Origin of the sequence: Neptuniibacter sp. QD48_11, assembly GCF_047778095.1 — a bacterium.
GTDB lineage: Bacteria > Pseudomonadota > Gammaproteobacteria > Pseudomonadales > Balneatricaceae > Neptuniibacter.
Map to the genome: position 1 here is coordinate 983,469 of NZ_CP180551.1, position 17,226 is coordinate 1,000,694.

Sequence of the window (17,226 nt, forward strand, 5' to 3'; positions counted from 1 at the left end):
AAAGTTGTTTTTAGATCGGTAATTGCGCATGTACCTCTATAAACTTCTCTTCATCGGTTGAGGGGTAACAAATCACATATCAATCAGTATGTGAGGGGGTAATCATCATGAGTGAGCGCTGCCAGCCTAAGAGGGTTTATCGAATCTTTAACTCAAAAACTGATGCCACAAGTGTCTACTGAAAAACTTCCCGCTGTCATTGCTTCCCCAAAGGCGCCTGACAGCGGGTTTTGCCGTTTAGGCTTTCTGCTCGAATAAAAATAATGGATTCGCACTATGTTTGATCATCGTAAATATCGTCGTTTTGAAACTGTCCGTTTGGCTGATCGCACTTGGCCAGATCAAGAGATCAATAAGGCACCGGATTGGTGTAGCGTAGATCTGCGCGATGGTAACCAAGCGCTGATCAACCCAATGAATGTAGAGCAGAAGACCCGCATGTTTACCCTGTTGGTAAAAATGGGGTTTAAAGAGATTGAAGTCGGCTTTCCCTCTGCATCTCAGCCTGATTTTGATTTTGTGCGTAAGCTAATTGAAGAAAACCGAATCCCAGAAGACGTCACGATTCAGGTGCTAACCCAAGCACGAGAAGGTTTGATTGAGCGTACCTTTGAATCCCTTGAAGGCGTGCGCCGCGCCAATGTTCATGTGTATAACTCCACTTCGGTTGTACAGCGCCAGCAAGTGTTCAACATGAGCAAAGACGAGATCAAAGGCATCGCGGTACAAGGTGCGCAGTGGGTGCGAGATTATGCGGCTAAATACCCTGCGACCGAGTGGGAGTTCCAGTACTCACCGGAAAGTTTTACCGGTACAGAGATGGATTACGCGGTTGAAGTTTGTGATGCCGTCATCGCTGAGTGGAAACCAGAAACAGGGCAGGCGGTTGTAATCAATCTACCGGCGACTGTTGAAATGTCCACACCCAATGTTTTTGCCGATCAGGTTGAGTATTTCTGCCGTCACCTAAAACAGCGAGATCAAGTACGTATCAGCTTACATACCCATAACGACCGTGGCTGTGGTGTTGCGGCAGCAGAGTTGGGCGTTATGGCCGGTGCCGATCGTGTCGAAGGGACTTTGATGGGTAACGGTGAGCGTACCGGTAATATGGATATCATCACCATGGGTATGAACCTTTACTCACAGGGCGTTGATCCAGAGTTGGACTTCTCGGATATCAAAGAGATTATCGAAGTAGTTGAGTACTGTAACGAATTGCCTGTTTCCGCTCGTCATCCATGGGCGGGTGAGTTGGTTTATACCGCTTTTTCGGGTAGTCATCAGGATGCGATTCGTAAATCGGTTAACTACCACCAAGAGCATAATCAAATGCATTGGGATGTGGCTTACTTGCCAATCGATCCACGCGATATTAACCGTGAATATGAAGCGGTTGTGCGTATCAACAGCCAAAGCGGTAAGGGCGGTGTAGCCTTGGTATTGGAACGCGATTACGGTATCCAGCTACCAAAATGGATGCATATCCCGCTAAGTAAAGTGGTTCAGTCTGCTGCTGAGCAAAAGGGTATTGAGATCTCTCCTGAAGTGATTCACCAACTTTATCAACAGCACTTTGTTGCCGTACCAGAGCAATGGCAGCTTGATCGTTACGATCTGCACACTGACAACCAACAAGTTGAAGCTAAATTTAGCGTTGGTAACACCGTATTTAACGGTCAAGGTACCGGTGCACTAGAAGCGCTAAGTGATGCGCTTGAGAAGCAATATGCATGCTCCATCGAGATCACTCAGTTTGATGAACATGCCATCGCGACCGGCACAGCAGCGCAAGCGCAAGCAGCAATTGCTATGACAGTGAACGGTGTCAGTGCGCAAGGTGTCGCAACTAAGGAAGATACATCTGCTGCAGCTCTGCAGGCAGCACTAATCGCCTTTAGCCGAATTGCTGAACAGAACGCGGTGAGTGCGGCTTAAAACTGAAAAGAATTTGCAGCTGCAGGCCTAATCTGTAGCTGTAATCTTCCTTAATCCTGGCCTCGTACCGGATACTTCTCAAGCGTATTTTTTATGCCTTCGATAGTATTTTGAAAAGCCGTCGAATCTAGCTCGAAAACCATCACCCATACATTCTCACTACTCAGGAACTCATCCGAGTCGAAATTGGGATATAACTCGTAAGCTAGTTTAACGGCTATTTTCACTTCTCCATTTTTAACAGCTAAAAACTCAAAGCTAATGCATGGCTCAATGAAGTTTAAGTGGGAATAGCTAGGTAATCTCCCCTCAGACAAACAAGTAAACCAGTCCAGCAGTTCGATAAGCTCGGTTGTTTCAATGGCAGGGTCTACTAGTTCAGCTTGCTGATCTTCATGCTCAACAATAGCCTTTAGGTTGCACCAATCATCCTGCGGATCGTCAGGAAACTGATACCCGATTATTGCTAAAGTTAAGCATGCTTTTGTGCTTTTATTTTCGAGCTTAAACATAGTGCTTATCGTATAAAAATTTCTTTTTACTTCTTATTAGTTAGTGGGAATACCTGCTGCTTTAGCCAGCCCTCAGGCACATAGTCGCCAACCACTCCGTAATCCTGCGGCCACTCTTTTTGGCCTTTTATAGCTGTTCCGAAGAGATAATCGATAAAGGCAAAGTGTGCTGCATAGTTTCGATCAATCGCCGCTTTATCCGATGAGTGGTGCCAGTGGTGAAACTGTGGTGTCACGATAATGTACTTCAACCAGCCAAAGTTGATTTGGGCATTGGTGTGATTGAGTACCGCTTGGAAGCCAACAATAATGATGTAGGCATCCAATACGCTTTTATCGAAACCCAGCACAAAGATCGGTGCTAAGACAAAGCAGCGGGTCGCAATCAGTTCACCAATATGTTGGCGAGAACCTGCCAACCAATCCATAGTCTTTGCACTATGGTGGATTGCGTGGAAGCGCCAGAAGAAAGGCACTTCGTGGTAAACACGGTGCAGTGCATATTGAACCAGATCAGCGACTAACAGCACTAAAAACAGTTGCACATACCAGTTAATACCTTGAATCAGTTCTTGTGATCCGCGCTCTACTGCCCAACCAAATGCACCCGATACAAACTGGTTTGCTACCAGTAACACAAAACCAACGATGAGATGGTTTACAAAAAAGTGGTGTAGATCGGTTTGCCATTCTGGGCGCAGAATCGCTTGTTTACGATGGGGGATGATCTTTTCGATAAAAATAAAGATCAGGGTGGAGCCTAATAGATCGAGAATAAACCAGTCCAAACCTATATAAGGTGTATCGGTTGGGATATCACCCACTTCTACTCGATGACCGCCCAACGCGATCGCAATCACAATTAACGCCCAAGCCAGAAGCCCTGCGCGTTTATTGGTATTTCGTACAAAGTTAAGCAGACCCAAACTACCTGAGATAATCAGCGATACAAACATCACTGTGCGCAGAACGTTGGCGTCATAAGCGGCGCGTAGCTCAGGCGTTGTAAGATACTCAGGGAAGTGAAAGGCGCAGACGCCGAGTAGTGAGAGTAGGGCAAGCGTAACGGCGATATAGCCACTGATACGGCCTTCGCCAAAACGAAGTTCGCCGCCTTCTAAGCGTTTAAGTAACATCCGTTGTCCTTACGGTAATCCAATTTAAAGTGCAGGGATTATATACAAGGCAAGCGTTATTCACATCTTGCCCTGCAACATAAGCATTTAGAGAGACTCTATTGTTTTAGCCAAAATAGCACAGCACTCATTAATCTCCTTTTTAGATAGATTCAGTGCGGGCATAAACCTCAGGGTGCGTTCATTCGGGGCATTCAGTAGTAGACCAAGCTCTCTTGCCTTATCCACAAGCTGAGGTGCCGATAGCTCAGCGGTATCTAAGGCGATCAAAAGACCTTTACCTCTTACCGAGCCTAGTGAGTATTGCTGAGAAAGCTCAGCGAGTTTTTGGCTGAGTAGCTGACCCATCTGTTCAACATTAGCGAGAAAGCCTTGTTCCAGTACTTTATTCACAACCGCTTGCGAGACAGAACACATTAACGGGTTGCCGTTATAAGTGCCGCCCTGATCGCCGTATTCAAAGCAACTGTGTTCGGCTTTGGTGAGCAACGCTGAAATCGGTACGCCACCGCCTAAGCCTTTACCTAAGGTCATGATGTCCGGTTGGATATCTAAACCTTGGTAGGCGAAGAGGTTACCGGTTCTACCGATGCCGGTTTGTACTTCATCGATGATCAGTAACAGATTGTGCTTTTTACACAGGGCTTCTAAGCCTTTGATAAAATTGCTATCAGCAGGGATTACGCCTGCTTCACCTTGAACCAGCTCTAGCATGATCGCGACTGTATGTTGATCGATTATCGCTTCGGTTGCGGCTAAATCGTTGTAAGGGGCTTTGCTAAAACCGCTGACTTTCGGTTCGAACAATGGCGCAAAGGTCGCTTTACCGGTGGCGGACATAGTCGCTAAGGTTCTACCATGAAAGCTTTGTTCAAAGGTGATGATCTTAAAAGCATCTTGTTTGTGAACCTGCCCCCATTTTCTTGCTAGCTTGATTGCACCTTCATTGGCTTCTGCACCGCTATTGGCAAAGAAGACCTGATCGAAATTTGAGTTAGCACAAAGGGTCTTGGCCAGCTCAATCATCGGTTGATTAAAAAAGCCAGGGCCTGGGTTAATCAGTTGTTGTGATTGTTCTATTAGTGCTTGCTGGATTAGATTGGGGCTGTGACCGAGGGTATTCACCGCCCAGCCTTGCACCATATCCAGATATTGTTTGCCGTTCTGATCAAACAGGTAATGTCCTTTACCTTGGGTAAAGCAGAGTTCTGGTCTTGGCGCGATCGGCATTACAAAGTCTTTATCGGTCAGCGGGTTGTTAACGGGCGTGTCTTGATCGCTTAATTGTGAGGGAGCTACCCCAGTGAAATAGGTCATTTTTATATCCTTGAGAGAATTTAGAGCAAAAAAAAGCCGCAGGGGTTACCTGCGGCTTTTCGGGAATTTGGAACGCTTAAGAGTTATTTGCGTCGTCGAGATCCAACACCCAAAGAGGCACAGGCAATCGATACGCGGCGTCGCAACGTAGTTGTCGTAAGAGTCTGTGTGTTAGGTGTGGTTTTCATAGTGGCTGAGTATGTCAGCCACTTTAGGTTGTGGTCAAGAGGGCTAGCTTGAATGGATTCTAGCAGACCAATAGATTCGGCAGGATCGAGTGATATTGATCCGCTGAATTGATCAAGGATTTAGCGGTAAGTGCTTCTACACCATAAACCTCGGTAGTGACGCCATAACGTTTTTTGATGTGTGCGAGTAGGAGATCAAAGTCGCCATCGCCTGAAAGTAAAATCACTTTATCCACATCAGGTGCGGTATCCATCACATCGATTGTAATGCCTACATCCCAATCGCCTTTGGCCGAGCCGTCTTTACGTTGGATATAAGGTTTTAGTTTTACATCAAAGCCAATATGACGCAGGGCATCCTGAAACTTCTTCTGGCCGTCATCTTTGCGTTCAATCGCATAAGCGTAGGCGTGAACAATCTCTCCCTGTTTGCTGATCTCTTGCCAGAATTTACGGTAGTTAAACGGGCAGCCGAACGCCTGGCGGGTGGTGTAATAGATGTTCTGTACGTCTACAAAAATAGCAATGCGAGACACAATAGAGCCTTTGTTCTGATTCAAGAAAGAGCACTATATCAGACTCGTGTTTAGATATGCTGCTGCAAGCCGCGGAAAAGCTGGAAAAAAGCCCGAGTCTGCACTATCGTTGCAAGAGTTAGTAAAAAAGGTTTTACTGATTGTTACTGGTTGATTATTCGGAGTTTTTTAATGTCTGCTTCAGACGCTGCTAGCCCTCAACAAACGAATAGAAAAAAGATCGATCTATCGATTGTTTTTGCGATCTGCGGTGCGCTATTTTCACTGCTGATTTTTCTATTTATGTTCAAGCAGGAGCGTGATGCGGCTATTCAACAGTTTCAGGTTGAAATGACACAAGGAACAGCATCGTTCCAGCAATCATTAACTCAGAATACTTACTCTCTAGAAACCTTACAGGCCGTTTACCAGTTAGATCAGACGGCCGATCAAGCACGACTGCAACAAATCATAAATAGCTTGTTTAGTCGCCATACCTCTTTGAAAGGGATGGCTATCGAAAATGGTGATATCTCGCTTCGTATAGCTGACTCTTCTACCGATTCTATTTTTAACCGTTCTGAAGTTTCTGAGACATTAAGTAGCCTGTCCTCAGAGCAGGTTAAGACACTGACTTTAGATCAAGAAACCTTCGCATTGGTTTCAGCTCAAGCTGGCAACGCCCAACTGGCTGGTATTATCTCGCTTAACTCCGTACTGGAACAAAGCCAACTTCAAGAGGTATTAGGTGATGTTCAATTTACGCTGACAGATGCGAACAAGCAGGTGATCCTAGCGCACGATCACACTTCACTTGCTCTAGATGCGATGCTTTCTAGCTCTGTTCAGTTACTAGATCAAAAATGGAATTTAGATATTACTGCCACAGAAGAGCGCATTGCTGCAGGTATGAGTTTTACCCCAGCCCTGTTTTTGATGACTGGTTTACTGCTTTCTTTCTTGGTGGCTTCCTATCTGAAACGCGTGAGTCGTCATGTTAAAACGTTGCGTACTGAACAAGCGAATTTGACTGAACAGATGGCAGAAACTAGTTGGTCTGATCCATTAACAGGTTTGGTCAACAAACTGCATTTCAATGAAGCTTTGGATGTTGAGTGTCGACGTGCTGTACGTGAGTTCTCGCCACTCACCATGATGCTGTTGAAGATTGATAGCTTTAAAGAGTTCAGTGACGAATATGGTATTGAGGCTGCACAAGAGATGCTACAAGAGGTTTCTAGTGTACTCAAAAATTCTGTTGGTCGTCCGGGTGATATGATTGCGCGTATTGATGATCATTTATTCGCCTTTATTCTGCCTTCCACTAATGAGATGGTGATTCAATTAGCAGAACGTTGCTGTAACACAATTTATGATCACGGCATCCCTCATCAAGCATCGCCGATTGATCGAGTCGTTACCTTAAGTATCGGTGTGGCGACTATGCAGCCTTCACGTTTGCTTACCCCTGAATACCTTTTAGAGTTGTCTACTCAACAACTTCAAGAAGCTGAAGCTAAAGGTGGTAACCAGTTCCATGCGTTTGTGGATGGCGTTAAAGAGCCGCCTTTAACCTATAACGTATAGGTCGATTGGCCTGATGCGGAATATTGGGCCGGTCAGTCGTCGATGGCTGGCTGAGATCGAAATCTACTCCTTAGCTGATCTAGAACAAGTCGGCCCAATAGCTACGTATAAGATGATTAAGTCTATGCGTGGCGGTAAGGTCAGTATCAATCTGTTGTGGGCGCTGGTGGGTGCCTTAGAAGGTATTGATTGCCGTGATCTCTCGCCTGAACGAAAAGCTGAACTTCGTGAACTTCTAAAAGACTCGTAAAGCTCATTGTTAATAGATCCACCTAGCTGAAAAGGATTGATTGATGACTGCTCTAACAACCTTGTACTCTCGATTGCTTAACGATGCACAGGCACAACAGCATCGTCGATTACTGGTGGTGAGCGGTACTCAAGAGTGGTGTTACGAGCAAGCAAGAGAGCTAAATGGCGAAACCGAATGGCTATGGGTCAGTGAGCATGCGCCGGTTAAAGCTCAGTCTGTGCGCGCCACTCAATGTCATCAGTTATTAGGCCAGTCGCTCTCGGCAGTGATCTTTGATGGTTGGTCCGGTTTTAATCCTAACGCCTTTGGACAGATCTCCGGTACGTTAAGCGGCGGTGGAGTGCTGGTTTTACTCTGTCCCGATCTAGATCATTGGGCCGAGTTTGACGATCCAGAACATCAAAGCTTAGTCGCTCACCCTTATTGCTCTTCCGATGCTGGTCGTCGATTTATCTCGCGTCTAGCGATGATTTTAGAAGATGATGCCTACACGCTGGTGTATCGAGAAGGGCAAGCGCTCGCAGGTGTAGAAGCCGAGTTGCCAAGCTCCGCAGCATTGGCTGATCAGCCAGATGATAATGTGGTGTTGCCGAGTAAAACCAAGGATCAGCAACAAGCGGTTGAGTTGATCCTATCTCAGTTTCGTCGGGGTAGACGTCCTGCAGTGATTACTGCAGACAGAGGGCGTGGCAAATCGGTTGCTTTAGGTATCGCTGCTGCACAGCTATCAGGCCTAGATTTCCAAGATATCTTAGTAACCGCACCTGAACAGTCATCCGTAGATGAAGTTTTCAGTATGGCTCATCAATTACTGCCTGATTATGACTATCAACTGGGTAAGCTTTGCCATTCAGATCATTGCATCCGTTACGTGACGCCAGAGCAAGCGTTGCAAGAACAAGGCGAAGGGCAAATACTGTTGGTGGATGAAGCGGCAGCGATTCCGGTACCTGTATTAAGTAAGTTACTGCAACGTTTCCCTCGTATTGCCTTTGCATCAACTATTCATGGTTACGAAGGCACAGGGCAGGGCTTTGCGGTTCGCTTTAAACAAGTACTGGAAAAGCATGCACCCAATGCAAAATCGCTTCATCTTAATCAGCCGATCCGTTGGGCCAGCAATGATCCTCTGGAACAGCTGACCTTTAATCTGCTGTTACTCAATGCCGAGCCTGCTTCGGCTGACGATCTAAAACACAGTTGTCAGTCTATTGCCGACTGTCAGATAGAGAAGTTAGATCGTGATCAACTTGCAGAAGATTATCAGACCTTAACTCAGTTGTTTGGTTTGTTAGTGTTGGCTCACTATCGTACATCACCTGGTGATTTGCGGGTGCTTTTAGATAGTCCAAACCTGCATATCTGGCTAATGAAGGTCGGTGGTCAGGTTGCTGGCGCTGCGCTGGTCGCGGAGGAAGGCCCTCTGCCGGAAGAGTTGGTCGATGATATCTGGTCGGGTAAACGTCGTCCTCGAGGTCATCTTTTACCCCAAACACTGGTTGGGCAAGAAGGTGCAAAGGACGCCGCTTTGCTCAAGGCGGGTCGGATTATGCGTATAGCGATTCATCCTGCCCTACAGCATAAAGGCTTAGGCAGAGCGCTGTTATTTACTGTTACTGACAGTGCGAAGTCTGTAGGTTGGGATTACCTAGGTGCCAGCTTTGCAGCCAGTGCAGAGCTTATTAGCTTTTGGCAGCACTGTGGTTTTGAGACCGTACGTATGGGCTCTACTCGTGACAGTGTTAGCGGCTGCCATGCAGCATTAGTTTTATCGCCGCTAACTGAGCAGGGGCAGACCTTAGAAAAACAACTTAGACAGCGCTTTATTGAACAGCTCAATTATCGCTTGAGTGATGACTTGGTTGATCTCGACCTGCCTGTGGTATGCCGTTTGTTGCAGCATGGGGGGTATCTTCCAGAACTAACCGCCCACGATCAATCTGATCTAATCGCATTTGCTGTGCATAACCGCAATTACGAAGGCTGTGCTTTTGCTATCCACAAGCTGCTTTTACAGTTTTTGGATCAGGTGGAAGATAAGCAGCTGGAAATGTTGCTCGAAAATGAAGAATTCATGCTGCTGATTGAGCGCAATCTTCAGCAAAAAAGCTGGGATCAGCTGGAAGTCAAAGGGCAGGGGCGTAAACAGATGATGCGCCAGCTTAAGTCGATTACGGCGTTGTTGTTAGAGAAAGTTTCTTAGCTAATCTCTTTTGAAACCCTCATAACGAACTTAGGCACGGTTTAGCGCCTAAGTGTGAGCGTGTTTCCTTTCTGAATGATCTCAAGGTATTTCATAAAGCTCATACCTAGAAGTACCGTTTCGCCATCCATGTGTGGATTAATATGCCCACGAACGTTCTGCATGCTAATCCCACCAAGGGAGACGGTATTCAGTTCAGTGTTATACACATCAATCACGCCATTAGCGGTATCTACCTGACGCTTTAACCCAGGCCTAAGACCAATGCGGTCGGCCACTTCTTGCGGCACGCTGATATTGGTCGCGCCGGTATCTAAGAGAAAGATAACCGGTTGGCCGTTGATCTCTCCCGGTGCAACGTAGTGCCCCGCTCTGTTTTGCTGCAGCACCACTTCGTTACTGCCGCTGGTGACGAGATTACGGTTGGGATTGTATTTGTCGTTAACCTGCTCTTCAAAGAACAGCCAAAGCATTCCTAAAAACAGGACCCATGCGACGGCCCACATCCCTTGGCCAATACGTTTTGGTGTGTGTTGAGATTCCATCCAGCCCCACAATAATTAATCGATATTAATTTATTGTAAGGAACTCGCTTACAGAATAGAACCTCGATTCATTCAATCCTTAAGCTGTACATTTACTCAATTGCTGTAGATGGTCGCGAGTTAACTGGATCTGTTGATCAATCGCTTGGGTTAGGCGACTAAAGTAAACCCGAGGCTCGATCTTAATTACTTCGGGTTCAAGGATCTCTTGGGTGACCATTCGGTCTATGTCACGAACCGCAGGATCACAAAGCTCATTTTCACGCATATTTACCAAGAGATACTGTAATTGAACTCTCACAGCAGCAGGGCAGTGACCAAGATTGGCAGCTTTATTTCCTAAACCACGCAAGCGCGCAAGGGATTCAGCAAAGTGAGGGCGAAGAAGTAGGTTTTGCCATAGCTCCTCGCCGTTATGGTCATTATTACTCGCAGTGAGAGAACAGATATCTGCGATTACGGTTAGCTCGTGGAGCAGCTTTTCGATCAGTTCACAGTGTTCCATAAAACTACCTGTTGGCTCTGCTTCGATCTGCTTCCACTTGGTAAATTGCAGATTAACGCGCTTAACATTACCGCCATAATCTTTATCCAGCAGCGGCCGCCATAGTGAGTTGATCTCATTACTTAGCTGTCGCTGTTGTGCTTGGTTTGTGCTATCTAAATTTGCACAGATGCCGCGGTGGCGCTGTAGGCTCTGGATGAGATTCAAAAGCGCGCTCAGCTGTTCAATTCCGCGCAGCGTCTTCTCGCGACGTTTCTTGCGCAATTTGTTTCGTTTAAACCAACTGGCTAAACCAATCAGAACAAAAAGAAACAGTACAAGGCTAATCTCGATCATGATGTCACCTCCTTAGTGGACGCTTTAAGCGCAAGGGCTTCTAGATAGCCGGTAAGTTCTGTCAGGGAATGCGCTTGTTCACTGTGATGCTGAAGAATGTTGCCTATATCGGTAAGCTTTTCACTTAACTCGTTACTGGCAGAGGCGTGCTCGTCGATGGAAAAGTTAACTTCCTGAATGAGTTCGAGGCTGCGCTCGCTGCCAGACTCTATCTGCTGAAGTAGATTGTGCATCTCTTCACAGGTTTGTGAGCCGGTTTGTAACTCCTGTTCACTGCGGTTCATACTTTCTGTGACTTCATTCACACGTGTAAGCATTGAGTTCACCAACAAGGTGATATCGCCTGTAGCCTTTTCGGTATTACCGGCTAACTGGCGTACTTCATCTGCGACAACGGCGAAGCCTCGTCCGGCTTCTCCTGCTCGTGCAGCCTCAATTGCAGCATTTAGTGCCAACAAGTTGGTTTGAGCTGCAACTTCTTCGATTGTACTCACGAAAGATTGGATCGCTTCCGCTTCTTCAGATAGCTGAGAGATCTTGGTGCAGGTATCAGTAAACTGATTACGAACACCGCTAATCGCATGGCTCAAATCAGAGGCTTGCTGAGTCCCTTTATTGCATAAGGTCTGCGAGTCTTCGGCACTGTTTTGAGTGTTATGTACATGATCTCTAATCAGTTGGACGGTTTGACTCATCTCTTCTGATGCACTGGCAACCGTTAGAAGCTGATTTTGCTGTTCTGATGCGGCATGAGCCGTGTGCTTAGCTAAGTTCTCTAACTCATGGGTAGAAAACTTCATCTCGTTACATAGCTGATCAGTTAGGGTGTTCAGCTCTTCATAGTCACGGGCGAAGCCATAGAGGTTTTGTGCAGCGTCTCTAAGCGGTTTGTCAGAACTGGTATGTCGTGTCCGGAATTGCATCTGCTTTTGCGAGAATGCTTCGATTACTAGAGAGAGGTTATGCCAACGACGTTGGCTCAACAGAATATAGCTTAGCTGGAAGTAGCTAAGTGGGATTAATAACCAAAGTGCTTCTATATAGCCGGTTACTAATGTGGCGATTGTCAGCAACCAACCCAACAACAGTAAAATACCTGAAGTGAGTAACGAACTGCGGCTCAAAACGCTGTAGCCAAATGTTAGTAGCAGCATCTTAGTGCTCCCCATAAAAATCTATTATCTGGAGATTTAGCAAAACTTAAGCCAGATGTTTAACAGGGGTACCCGAATGCGCGATATTGTTGCGCTTGAGGGAGATAGCTAGTTTAAGAACGCACGGATTTAATACCGCTTTGTGCACCGCGATAGTGCGAAGGCCTTATTCTGGAGCGTAGCTGGCTCAATTGAAATTATTTGAAAGAGCATTAATTACTATCGGCTTAAGCTGCCATTGCGATGTAGAATAACTGTCATAATTGGGCTTTATGCTAAAAGAAAAGAGAGGGTTTATGCACATTTGGGTTGATGCCGATGCCTGTCCAAAGGTTATTAAAGAGATTTTGTTTCGGGCTTCCGAACGTAAACAGGTGCCTGTAACGCTGGTGGCTAATCAATTCCTAAGTACACCGCCTTCACCACTCATCAATGCTGTGCAAGTACCGCAGGGCTTTGATGTAGCGGACAATCATATAGTGGCCAAAATGGAAGAGGGTGATCTAGTGGTAACGCAAGATATCCCATTGGCTTCGGAAGTGATTGATAACAAGGGTGTGGCAATAAATCCTCGTGGCGAACTCTATACTCCAGAAAATATTCGTCAGCGGTTATCTATGCGTGATTTTATGGAAACCCTAAGAAGCTCGGGTGTAGAGACTGGCGGCCCGTCTGCTTTTAGTCAGGCAGATCGCCAAGCGTTTGCGAATTCTCTGGACCGTTTTTTAGCAAAAAATCTGAAGAAGTAATTTTTTTGTGCGCCGCACAAAAAAAGTTCTTGACTAAAAAACGTACAAGATTTATCTTTGCTGTAAATGGATTGCTGCACCGCAGCAACGGAAACTTTTGGAGACAAAATTATGTACGCTGCTAACAACCCTTTCGCTGATTTCATGAAGCCTGAACTACTATCTAACGAAATCGCTGAGCTATTCAAACCAGTTCAGTCTCTAGTAGACGTTAACACTAAGACTGTTGAAACTTTGGTTGCTCTTCAGAAAGCATACGTTGAAGAACTAGCTAACGCTTCTGTTGAACAGTTCAAAACTCTATGCGAGTGCAAAGACCCTAAAGCTGCTCTAGACCTACAGGTTCAGTTCTACAAGTCTGTTGAAGCTAAAACTGCTGAAACTGCAGAGAAAAGCGTTGCAGCTATGACTGTTGCTAAAGATGCTTACGTTGCTACAGTTGAAGAGTCTGCTAAAAAAGCGACTGAAATGGCTGAAGAAACTGCTAAAAAAGTTGCTGATCTTAAAGTAGCTTAATTTCAGTTTCATACTGAATAATAAAAAGCCGATGTAGAGAAGGGCATCGGCTTTTTTGTGTCTGCGATTTAGTGTTTTAAATTAAACCTCAATTACGACATCCGTTTCGGGTGTACAGCTACACGCTAGAACCACGCCTCGTGCTTTCTCATCTTCAGATAGCGGAATTTCCGATTGGCGATGTGCATGACCAGACAATAAGGTCACTTTACACGCACCACATACACCCGCACGACAGCCGGAAGGAATCATGATTCCTTGATCTTCAGCTTGCTCTAGCAATGTCGTTTGGCTATCACCGGCAAATGAAACCTCACCAAAAGTTAATTGAACACTGTGTTTTTCTGCTTCTGGGTCAACACCTGGAGGTGCTCCAAAGCTCTCTTCAAACCACTGTTGCTCCGCTAGACCTAGTTGGCGGCAGTAAGTTTTAGCATGATCCATAAAGCCCTCAGGGCCACAACACATCACAGTACGTTCTGGCAGATCTGGAATTAGCTCAATGAGCTGTTGGCGGCTAATACGGCCTTTAATGCCTTGCCAATCATCATCTGGTTGGCTCAAGCTGAAGATGATCTTTAGGTTAGGATTTTGACGCTCTAGCCAAAGGAGCTCGTCTTCACAGATTAGATCTGCTTCGGTTCTGGCTTGGTGGTAAAACACCATATCCCGTTGGCTATTTCGATCGGTCAGCTCGCGCGCAATCGAAAGCATAGGGGTGATACCGCTACCGGCAGATAACAACAATAGAGGTTTGTTACCTGTATTGCCTTCGTGGAACTCACCTTGCGGAGCGAGGGCAGGTAATTTATCCCCAACCTGTAAATTATCATGCAGCCAATTGGAGGCGATGCCATCGGTAACGCGCTTAACCGTGATTGCGATATCAGTGCTGCGAGAAGGTGAAGAAGATACTGTATAACAGCGGGTGACGGTCTCACCGTTGATTGGCAACATTAAGGTTAGAAACTGACCCGCGATATAGTCTGTTGATAGGTCTTGCGGTACTGCAAAACGGAAGGTCACAACATCACGTGTTTCATCAATGCGGCGGATGCATTCTAAATCGACTTGTTGAGTCGAGGCCCACATTTTTTGAGTCTTGCTGTCGTTCGTATCTCTGATAACCGGCGCATTATCGGGGTATTGAGCAGGCTGTTTAACCTCTAATACCTCAACCGGATCACCTTGCTTAATCTGGCCTTCGTTAAGAGGCACAAGGTTTTGGCCAAAATATACTTCGTTATCCTCACCTTTACGGTAGTTCGCCAAGGTTTTAATTGGCTCACCCGCAGGTACGGGTTGTCCGGTTTTTGGATCGATAGTGGTCAGAACACAACGAGAGCAATCTTTAACGATCTCAAACTCTACTTCACCAATACGGATGCGCTTCCAGCTATCCTCGGCGAAAGCTTCGCACCCTTTAACTACTAGGTTGGTTCGGAAGTGATCCATATTCACTTGTGTTGAGGCGCGGCTATTAAGATCAGCTAGGGACGCTTCGGATATCACAAGTAGAGGATATCCATCGGCAAACGCGACGGGCTTATCGGGTCTGCGAGAGGTTACGCGCTCTGATTGCTCGCCAAAATAGAGTAGCTGGCATTCACGGCCTAGTTTTTCGCTGAACCATTCATCTAGCCATTCGCCACAATGTTGAGCGTTGATCTCGGTTCCCCAAACACGTACCTGGCGGTAGTTTTGGAAAAAGTCAGGATAGCGCAAGCTTAAGTGTTCGCCATCAGGTGCAATCACTTCTACACCATCTTCACGTAAAACCGTTTCGAAAAGCAGCATTGAAGGTGCTTGGCGAGCAGATAATAATTCGCCTTCCGGATCGCTCAACATAAAGCGTCGGTCAAAAGACAGTCCGCTCTCCGTTACAAAAGCATCCGATAAACTAATGCCGCCTAATGATTTAATGGGGAAAGTATTAATACCACTGAGTTGAATATCTGACACGTCGTCGGCCCTTAAGAGGATTAGTAGGGTAGGCGGCTAGAGATAGAATCTAAACGAACTCTATAGTTATTACCTTCTTGATCTTCGGCAATCAGAAACTCCCCCTCCGGAGTATATTCGAGATCAAGAAAGCGTAAGCGCTGGCTAAATGCGGTATCATCTTCTTTCCATTCAACAAGATGGATAGCGTTGCGCATACAGGCTAATTCGTAGCCGTCATGAATTTCGCAATTGATAGGTTGATACGCTTGCTTGTCAGCCATGGCCTAAACCCACTATTTATTATTTTCTACAGAATACTGTTTGCTCGCTGGAAATAACAGGCTGTTAAGGGGAAAGCATTGGATCTGGATAAACGTCATCTACTTAAACTGGCTAATATGAAGATGCCATTTGGTAAGTATCAAGGGCGAGTACTACTCGATCTACCCGAAGAGTACCTGCTTTGGTTCGCAAAAAAAGGTTTTCCAAATGGGGAGCTTGGCTCGTTGCTAGAACTGATGCTAGAAATCCGCATTAACGGCTTAGAATCGGTATTGCAGCCTTTACGAAACACGCGATACTCCTAACGCGCTTTTTTACTTTCAATCCACCCATTGATCCATCCCAATATAGCCTCGAGCGACTATTATTTAGTTAACCTCAACGGGCTTAAGGATGGATTCATGCCAAAACAACTATCATCTTTTCTATTCGCATGTTGGATAGCACTATTCAGCTTTAATGCTTACTCAGCCTCCAAAGCTGAAATTAACGCTAAAAGCACAGAAGCCTTACAAAAGTTTTATCAACACAGCTCGGCTGGCCAAACATTAGTCCAGCAAGCCAAAGGGGTTTTAGTTTTCCCCGAGGTTTATAAAGCGGGTATAGGCATCGGTGGTGAGTATGGTGAAGGAAAGCTTTTAGAAAAAGGTAAAACAACCGGCTATTACACAATTGCTGCGGCATCGATTGGGTTTCAGTTAGGTGCGCAAATTAAGTCAGAGATAATTCTTTTTATGACTGATGCTGCTTTGAATCAGTTTAAGCGTAGCGATGGTTGGGAAGCGGGTGTTGATGGCAGTGTTGCCGTTGTAACTATAGGTGCGGGTGGCGAAATTGATACCAGCACGATTAAAGACCCGATCATTGGTTTTATCTTTTCTAATAAAGGATTGATGTATAACCTGTCTTTAGAAGGCTCAAAAATTAGCAGGAAGAGATGATGAAAAAATTATTATTAGCCCTATGTATCAGTGGATTAGCTTTAAATACATACGCTGCCAAGCCTGAGTGGGCGGGCCAAGGCGCAGATAAGCATCAAGCTAAAAAAGAGGCCAAGCAAGCGGCTAAAAACTACAAAAACAAAGATAAGGATACCGAAGAAGAGCAATCCATCGTAAGTGATACGAAGTCTATTCTGGATGATCTCTTTTCTGACAAAGAGAAAGAGACCATCAAAGATTATTACAATGAAAATGCCAAATCAGGAACAGGTAAATACAAAGGCAAGATGAAGGAGCTGCCTAAAGGTTTGCAGAAAAAGTTAGAACGTGGCGGTGAACTCCCTCCAGGTTGGCAAAAGAAAGTAGCCCGTGGAGAAGTGTTAGATAAAGACTTACGAGATAATGCTGAATATCTGCCTGACGATCTTCTTTCTCGTTTACCCAAAGGTGATGCGGCGACTGAGATTATCAAACTCAAAGATAAAGTCATTAAAGTGGGCAAAGGTGAAGGCACAGTAGTCGACATCATCGATATTGCTGATATCCTAACGGGCGGCAGTGCTAAGTAAACACTGTTCGACCTGAGTGATATGAGTAGATAAAGA

Annotated in this window: 18 protein-coding genes; 9 read left to right on the plus strand and 9 right to left on the minus strand. The window is 45.7% G+C overall.

What is annotated here, in order from left to right; translation table 11 throughout:
* The first annotated feature begins 276 nt into the window (after nucleotides 1-276).
* On the plus strand, nucleotides 277-1,938 hold the full coding sequence (gene leuA, locus ACMXYU_RS04375; RefSeq protein WP_415900380.1) for a 2-isopropylmalate synthase: 1,662 nt from the start codon (nucleotides 277-279) through the stop codon (nucleotides 1,936-1,938).
* A 50-nt stretch (nucleotides 1,939-1,988) separates the two neighbouring features.
* Here leuA and ACMXYU_RS04380 read toward each other — a convergent pair whose 3' ends face one another.
* The 4 genes from ACMXYU_RS04380 to ACMXYU_RS04395 all read right to left on the minus strand — a co-directional run bounded on the left by ACMXYU_RS04380 (nucleotide 1,989) and on the right by ACMXYU_RS04395 (nucleotide 5,627).
* Nucleotides 1,989-2,450 (minus strand): hypothetical protein, encoded by a 462-nt coding sequence (locus tag ACMXYU_RS04380; protein ID WP_415900381.1) that lies wholly within the window; start codon nucleotides 2,448-2,450, stop codon nucleotides 1,989-1,991.
* Nucleotides 2,451-2,476: 26 nt separating this feature from the next.
* Nucleotides 2,477-3,586 (minus strand): sterol desaturase family protein, encoded by a 1,110-nt coding sequence (locus ACMXYU_RS04385; protein WP_415900382.1) that lies wholly within the window; start codon nucleotides 3,584-3,586, stop codon nucleotides 2,477-2,479.
* Nucleotides 3,587-3,673: 87 nt separating this feature from the next.
* A complete protein-coding gene (locus ACMXYU_RS04390; RefSeq protein WP_415900383.1) occupies nucleotides 3,674-4,903 on the minus strand; it encodes an acetylornithine transaminase in 1,230 nt (409 codons plus the stop codon).
* Between the two features lie 247 nt (nucleotides 4,904-5,150).
* Nucleotides 5,151-5,627 carry an NYN domain-containing protein gene (locus tag ACMXYU_RS04395; protein WP_415891422.1) on the minus strand — a complete coding sequence of 159 codons (477 nt, stop codon included), beginning with the start codon at nucleotides 5,625-5,627 and terminating at the stop codon, nucleotides 5,151-5,153.
* A gap of 171 nt (nucleotides 5,628-5,798) precedes the next feature.
* On the opposite strand from ACMXYU_RS04395, the gene ACMXYU_RS04400 reads away from it, so the two are divergent.
* Genes ACMXYU_RS04400 through ACMXYU_RS04410 form a run of 3 tightly spaced genes read left to right on the plus strand, consistent with a single transcriptional unit; the run spans nucleotide 5,799 to nucleotide 9,649 of the window.
* Nucleotides 5,799-7,193, plus strand: a complete 1,395-nt coding sequence (locus ACMXYU_RS04400; RefSeq protein WP_415900384.1) for a GGDEF domain-containing protein — start codon at nucleotides 5,799-5,801, stop codon at nucleotides 7,191-7,193.
* Nucleotides 7,194-7,206: 13 nt separating this feature from the next.
* Nucleotides 7,207-7,443, plus strand: a complete 237-nt coding sequence (locus ACMXYU_RS04405) for a TfoX/Sxy family DNA transformation protein (protein WP_415900385.1) — start codon at nucleotides 7,207-7,209, stop codon at nucleotides 7,441-7,443.
* Nucleotides 7,444-7,486: 43 nt separating this feature from the next.
* Nucleotides 7,487-9,649: a tRNA(Met) cytidine acetyltransferase TmcA gene (locus ACMXYU_RS04410; RefSeq protein WP_415900386.1), complete on the plus strand. Its 2,163-nt coding sequence runs from the start codon at nucleotides 7,487-7,489 to the stop codon at nucleotides 9,647-9,649.
* 41 nt (nucleotides 9,650-9,690) lie between these two features.
* On the opposite strand, the gene ACMXYU_RS04415 is transcribed toward ACMXYU_RS04410, so the two are convergent.
* The 3 genes from ACMXYU_RS04415 to ACMXYU_RS04425 all read right to left on the minus strand — a co-directional run bounded on the left by ACMXYU_RS04415 (nucleotide 9,691) and on the right by ACMXYU_RS04425 (nucleotide 12,189).
* The gene (locus ACMXYU_RS04415; RefSeq protein ID WP_415900387.1) at nucleotides 9,691-10,194 is read right to left on the minus strand and encodes a TIGR02281 family clan AA aspartic protease; all 504 of its coding nucleotides are present in this window, start codon (nucleotides 10,192-10,194) and stop codon (nucleotides 9,691-9,693) included.
* Nucleotides 10,195-10,273: 79 nt separating this feature from the next.
* Nucleotides 10,274-11,035, minus strand: a complete 762-nt coding sequence (locus tag ACMXYU_RS04420) for a hypothetical protein (RefSeq protein WP_415900388.1) — start codon at nucleotides 11,033-11,035, stop codon at nucleotides 10,274-10,276.
* On the minus strand, nucleotides 11,032-12,189 hold the full coding sequence (locus ACMXYU_RS04425; protein WP_415900389.1) for a methyl-accepting chemotaxis protein: 1,158 nt from the start codon (nucleotides 12,187-12,189) through the stop codon (nucleotides 11,032-11,034). The genes ACMXYU_RS04420 and ACMXYU_RS04425 overlap by 4 nt, the downstream gene beginning before the upstream one ends.
* 296 nt (nucleotides 12,190-12,485) lie before the next feature.
* On the opposite strand from ACMXYU_RS04425, the gene ACMXYU_RS04430 reads away from it, so the two are divergent.
* Entirely contained in the window at nucleotides 12,486-12,938 is a 453-nt protein-coding gene (locus tag ACMXYU_RS04430) for a YaiI/YqxD family protein (RefSeq protein ID WP_415900390.1), read from the plus strand.
* Between the two features lie 111 nt (nucleotides 12,939-13,049).
* On the plus strand, nucleotides 13,050-13,454 hold the full coding sequence (locus ACMXYU_RS04435) for a phasin family protein (RefSeq protein WP_415883819.1): 405 nt from the start codon (nucleotides 13,050-13,052) through the stop codon (nucleotides 13,452-13,454).
* A gap of 81 nt (nucleotides 13,455-13,535) precedes the next feature.
* On the opposite strand, the gene ACMXYU_RS04440 is transcribed toward ACMXYU_RS04435, so the two are convergent.
* Together ACMXYU_RS04440 and ACMXYU_RS04445 are read right to left on the minus strand one after the other, a co-directional pair.
* Complete coding sequence (locus ACMXYU_RS04440) at nucleotides 13,536-15,416, minus strand: MOSC N-terminal beta barrel domain-containing protein (RefSeq protein WP_415900391.1); 1,881 nt, start codon at nucleotides 15,414-15,416, stop codon at nucleotides 13,536-13,538.
* A gap of 20 nt (nucleotides 15,417-15,436) precedes the next feature.
* Nucleotides 15,437-15,679 (minus strand): Rho-binding antiterminator, encoded by a 243-nt coding sequence (locus tag ACMXYU_RS04445; RefSeq protein WP_415890582.1) that lies wholly within the window; start codon nucleotides 15,677-15,679, stop codon nucleotides 15,437-15,439.
* Nucleotides 15,680-15,757: 78 nt separating this feature from the next.
* On the opposite strand from ACMXYU_RS04445, the gene ACMXYU_RS04450 reads away from it, so the two are divergent.
* The 3 genes from ACMXYU_RS04450 to ACMXYU_RS04460 all read left to right on the plus strand — a co-directional run bounded on the left by ACMXYU_RS04450 (nucleotide 15,758) and on the right by ACMXYU_RS04460 (nucleotide 17,190).
* Entirely contained in the window at nucleotides 15,758-15,985 is a 228-nt protein-coding gene (locus tag ACMXYU_RS04450) for a DUF3820 family protein (RefSeq protein WP_415890583.1), read from the plus strand.
* 96 nt (nucleotides 15,986-16,081) lie between these two features.
* Complete coding sequence (locus ACMXYU_RS04455; protein WP_415900392.1) at nucleotides 16,082-16,621, plus strand: YSC84-related protein; 540 nt, start codon at nucleotides 16,082-16,084, stop codon at nucleotides 16,619-16,621.
* On the plus strand, nucleotides 16,621-17,190 hold the full coding sequence (locus ACMXYU_RS04460; RefSeq protein WP_415900393.1) for a hypothetical protein: 570 nt from the start codon (nucleotides 16,621-16,623) through the stop codon (nucleotides 17,188-17,190). The genes ACMXYU_RS04455 and ACMXYU_RS04460 overlap by 1 nt, the downstream gene beginning before the upstream one ends.
* Nucleotides 17,191-17,226 lie beyond the last annotated feature (36 nt).

Coding starts and splice junctions, on each gene's coding strand:
- ACMXYU_RS04420 (WP_415900388.1), bottom strand. CDS start 11,035: ATGATCGAGATTAGCCTTGTACTGTTTCTTTTTGTTCTGATTGGTTTA.
- ACMXYU_RS04405 (WP_415900385.1), top strand. CDS start 7,207: ATGCGGAATATTGGGCCGGTCAGTCGTCGATGGCTGGCTGAGATCGAA.
- ACMXYU_RS04410 (WP_415900386.1), top strand. CDS start 7,487: ATGACTGCTCTAACAACCTTGTACTCTCGATTGCTTAACGATGCACAG.
- ACMXYU_RS04425 (WP_415900389.1), bottom strand. CDS start 12,189: ATGCTGCTACTAACATTTGGCTACAGCGTTTTGAGCCGCAGTTCGTTA.
- ACMXYU_RS04430 (WP_415900390.1), top strand. CDS start 12,486: ATGCACATTTGGGTTGATGCCGATGCCTGTCCAAAGGTTATTAAAGAG.
- ACMXYU_RS04400 (WP_415900384.1), top strand. CDS start 5,799: ATGTCTGCTTCAGACGCTGCTAGCCCTCAACAAACGAATAGAAAAAAG.
- ACMXYU_RS04385 (WP_415900382.1), bottom strand. CDS start 3,586: ATGTTACTTAAACGCTTAGAAGGCGGCGAACTTCGTTTTGGCGAAGGC.
- ACMXYU_RS04460 (WP_415900393.1), top strand. CDS start 16,621: ATGAAAAAATTATTATTAGCCCTATGTATCAGTGGATTAGCTTTAAAT.
- ACMXYU_RS04390 (WP_415900383.1), bottom strand. CDS start 4,903: ATGACCTATTTCACTGGGGTAGCTCCCTCACAATTAAGCGATCAAGAC.
- ACMXYU_RS04380 (WP_415900381.1), bottom strand. CDS start 2,450: ATGTTTAAGCTCGAAAATAAAAGCACAAAAGCATGCTTAACTTTAGCA.
- leuA (WP_415900380.1), top strand. CDS start 277: ATGTTTGATCATCGTAAATATCGTCGTTTTGAAACTGTCCGTTTGGCT.
- ACMXYU_RS04435 (WP_415883819.1), top strand. CDS start 13,050: ATGTACGCTGCTAACAACCCTTTCGCTGATTTCATGAAGCCTGAACTA.
- ACMXYU_RS04455 (WP_415900392.1), top strand. CDS start 16,082: ATGCCAAAACAACTATCATCTTTTCTATTCGCATGTTGGATAGCACTA.
- ACMXYU_RS04415 (WP_415900387.1), bottom strand. CDS start 10,194: ATGGAATCTCAACACACACCAAAACGTATTGGCCAAGGGATGTGGGCC.
- ACMXYU_RS04445 (WP_415890582.1), bottom strand. CDS start 15,679: ATGGCTGACAAGCAAGCGTATCAACCTATCAATTGCGAAATTCATGAC.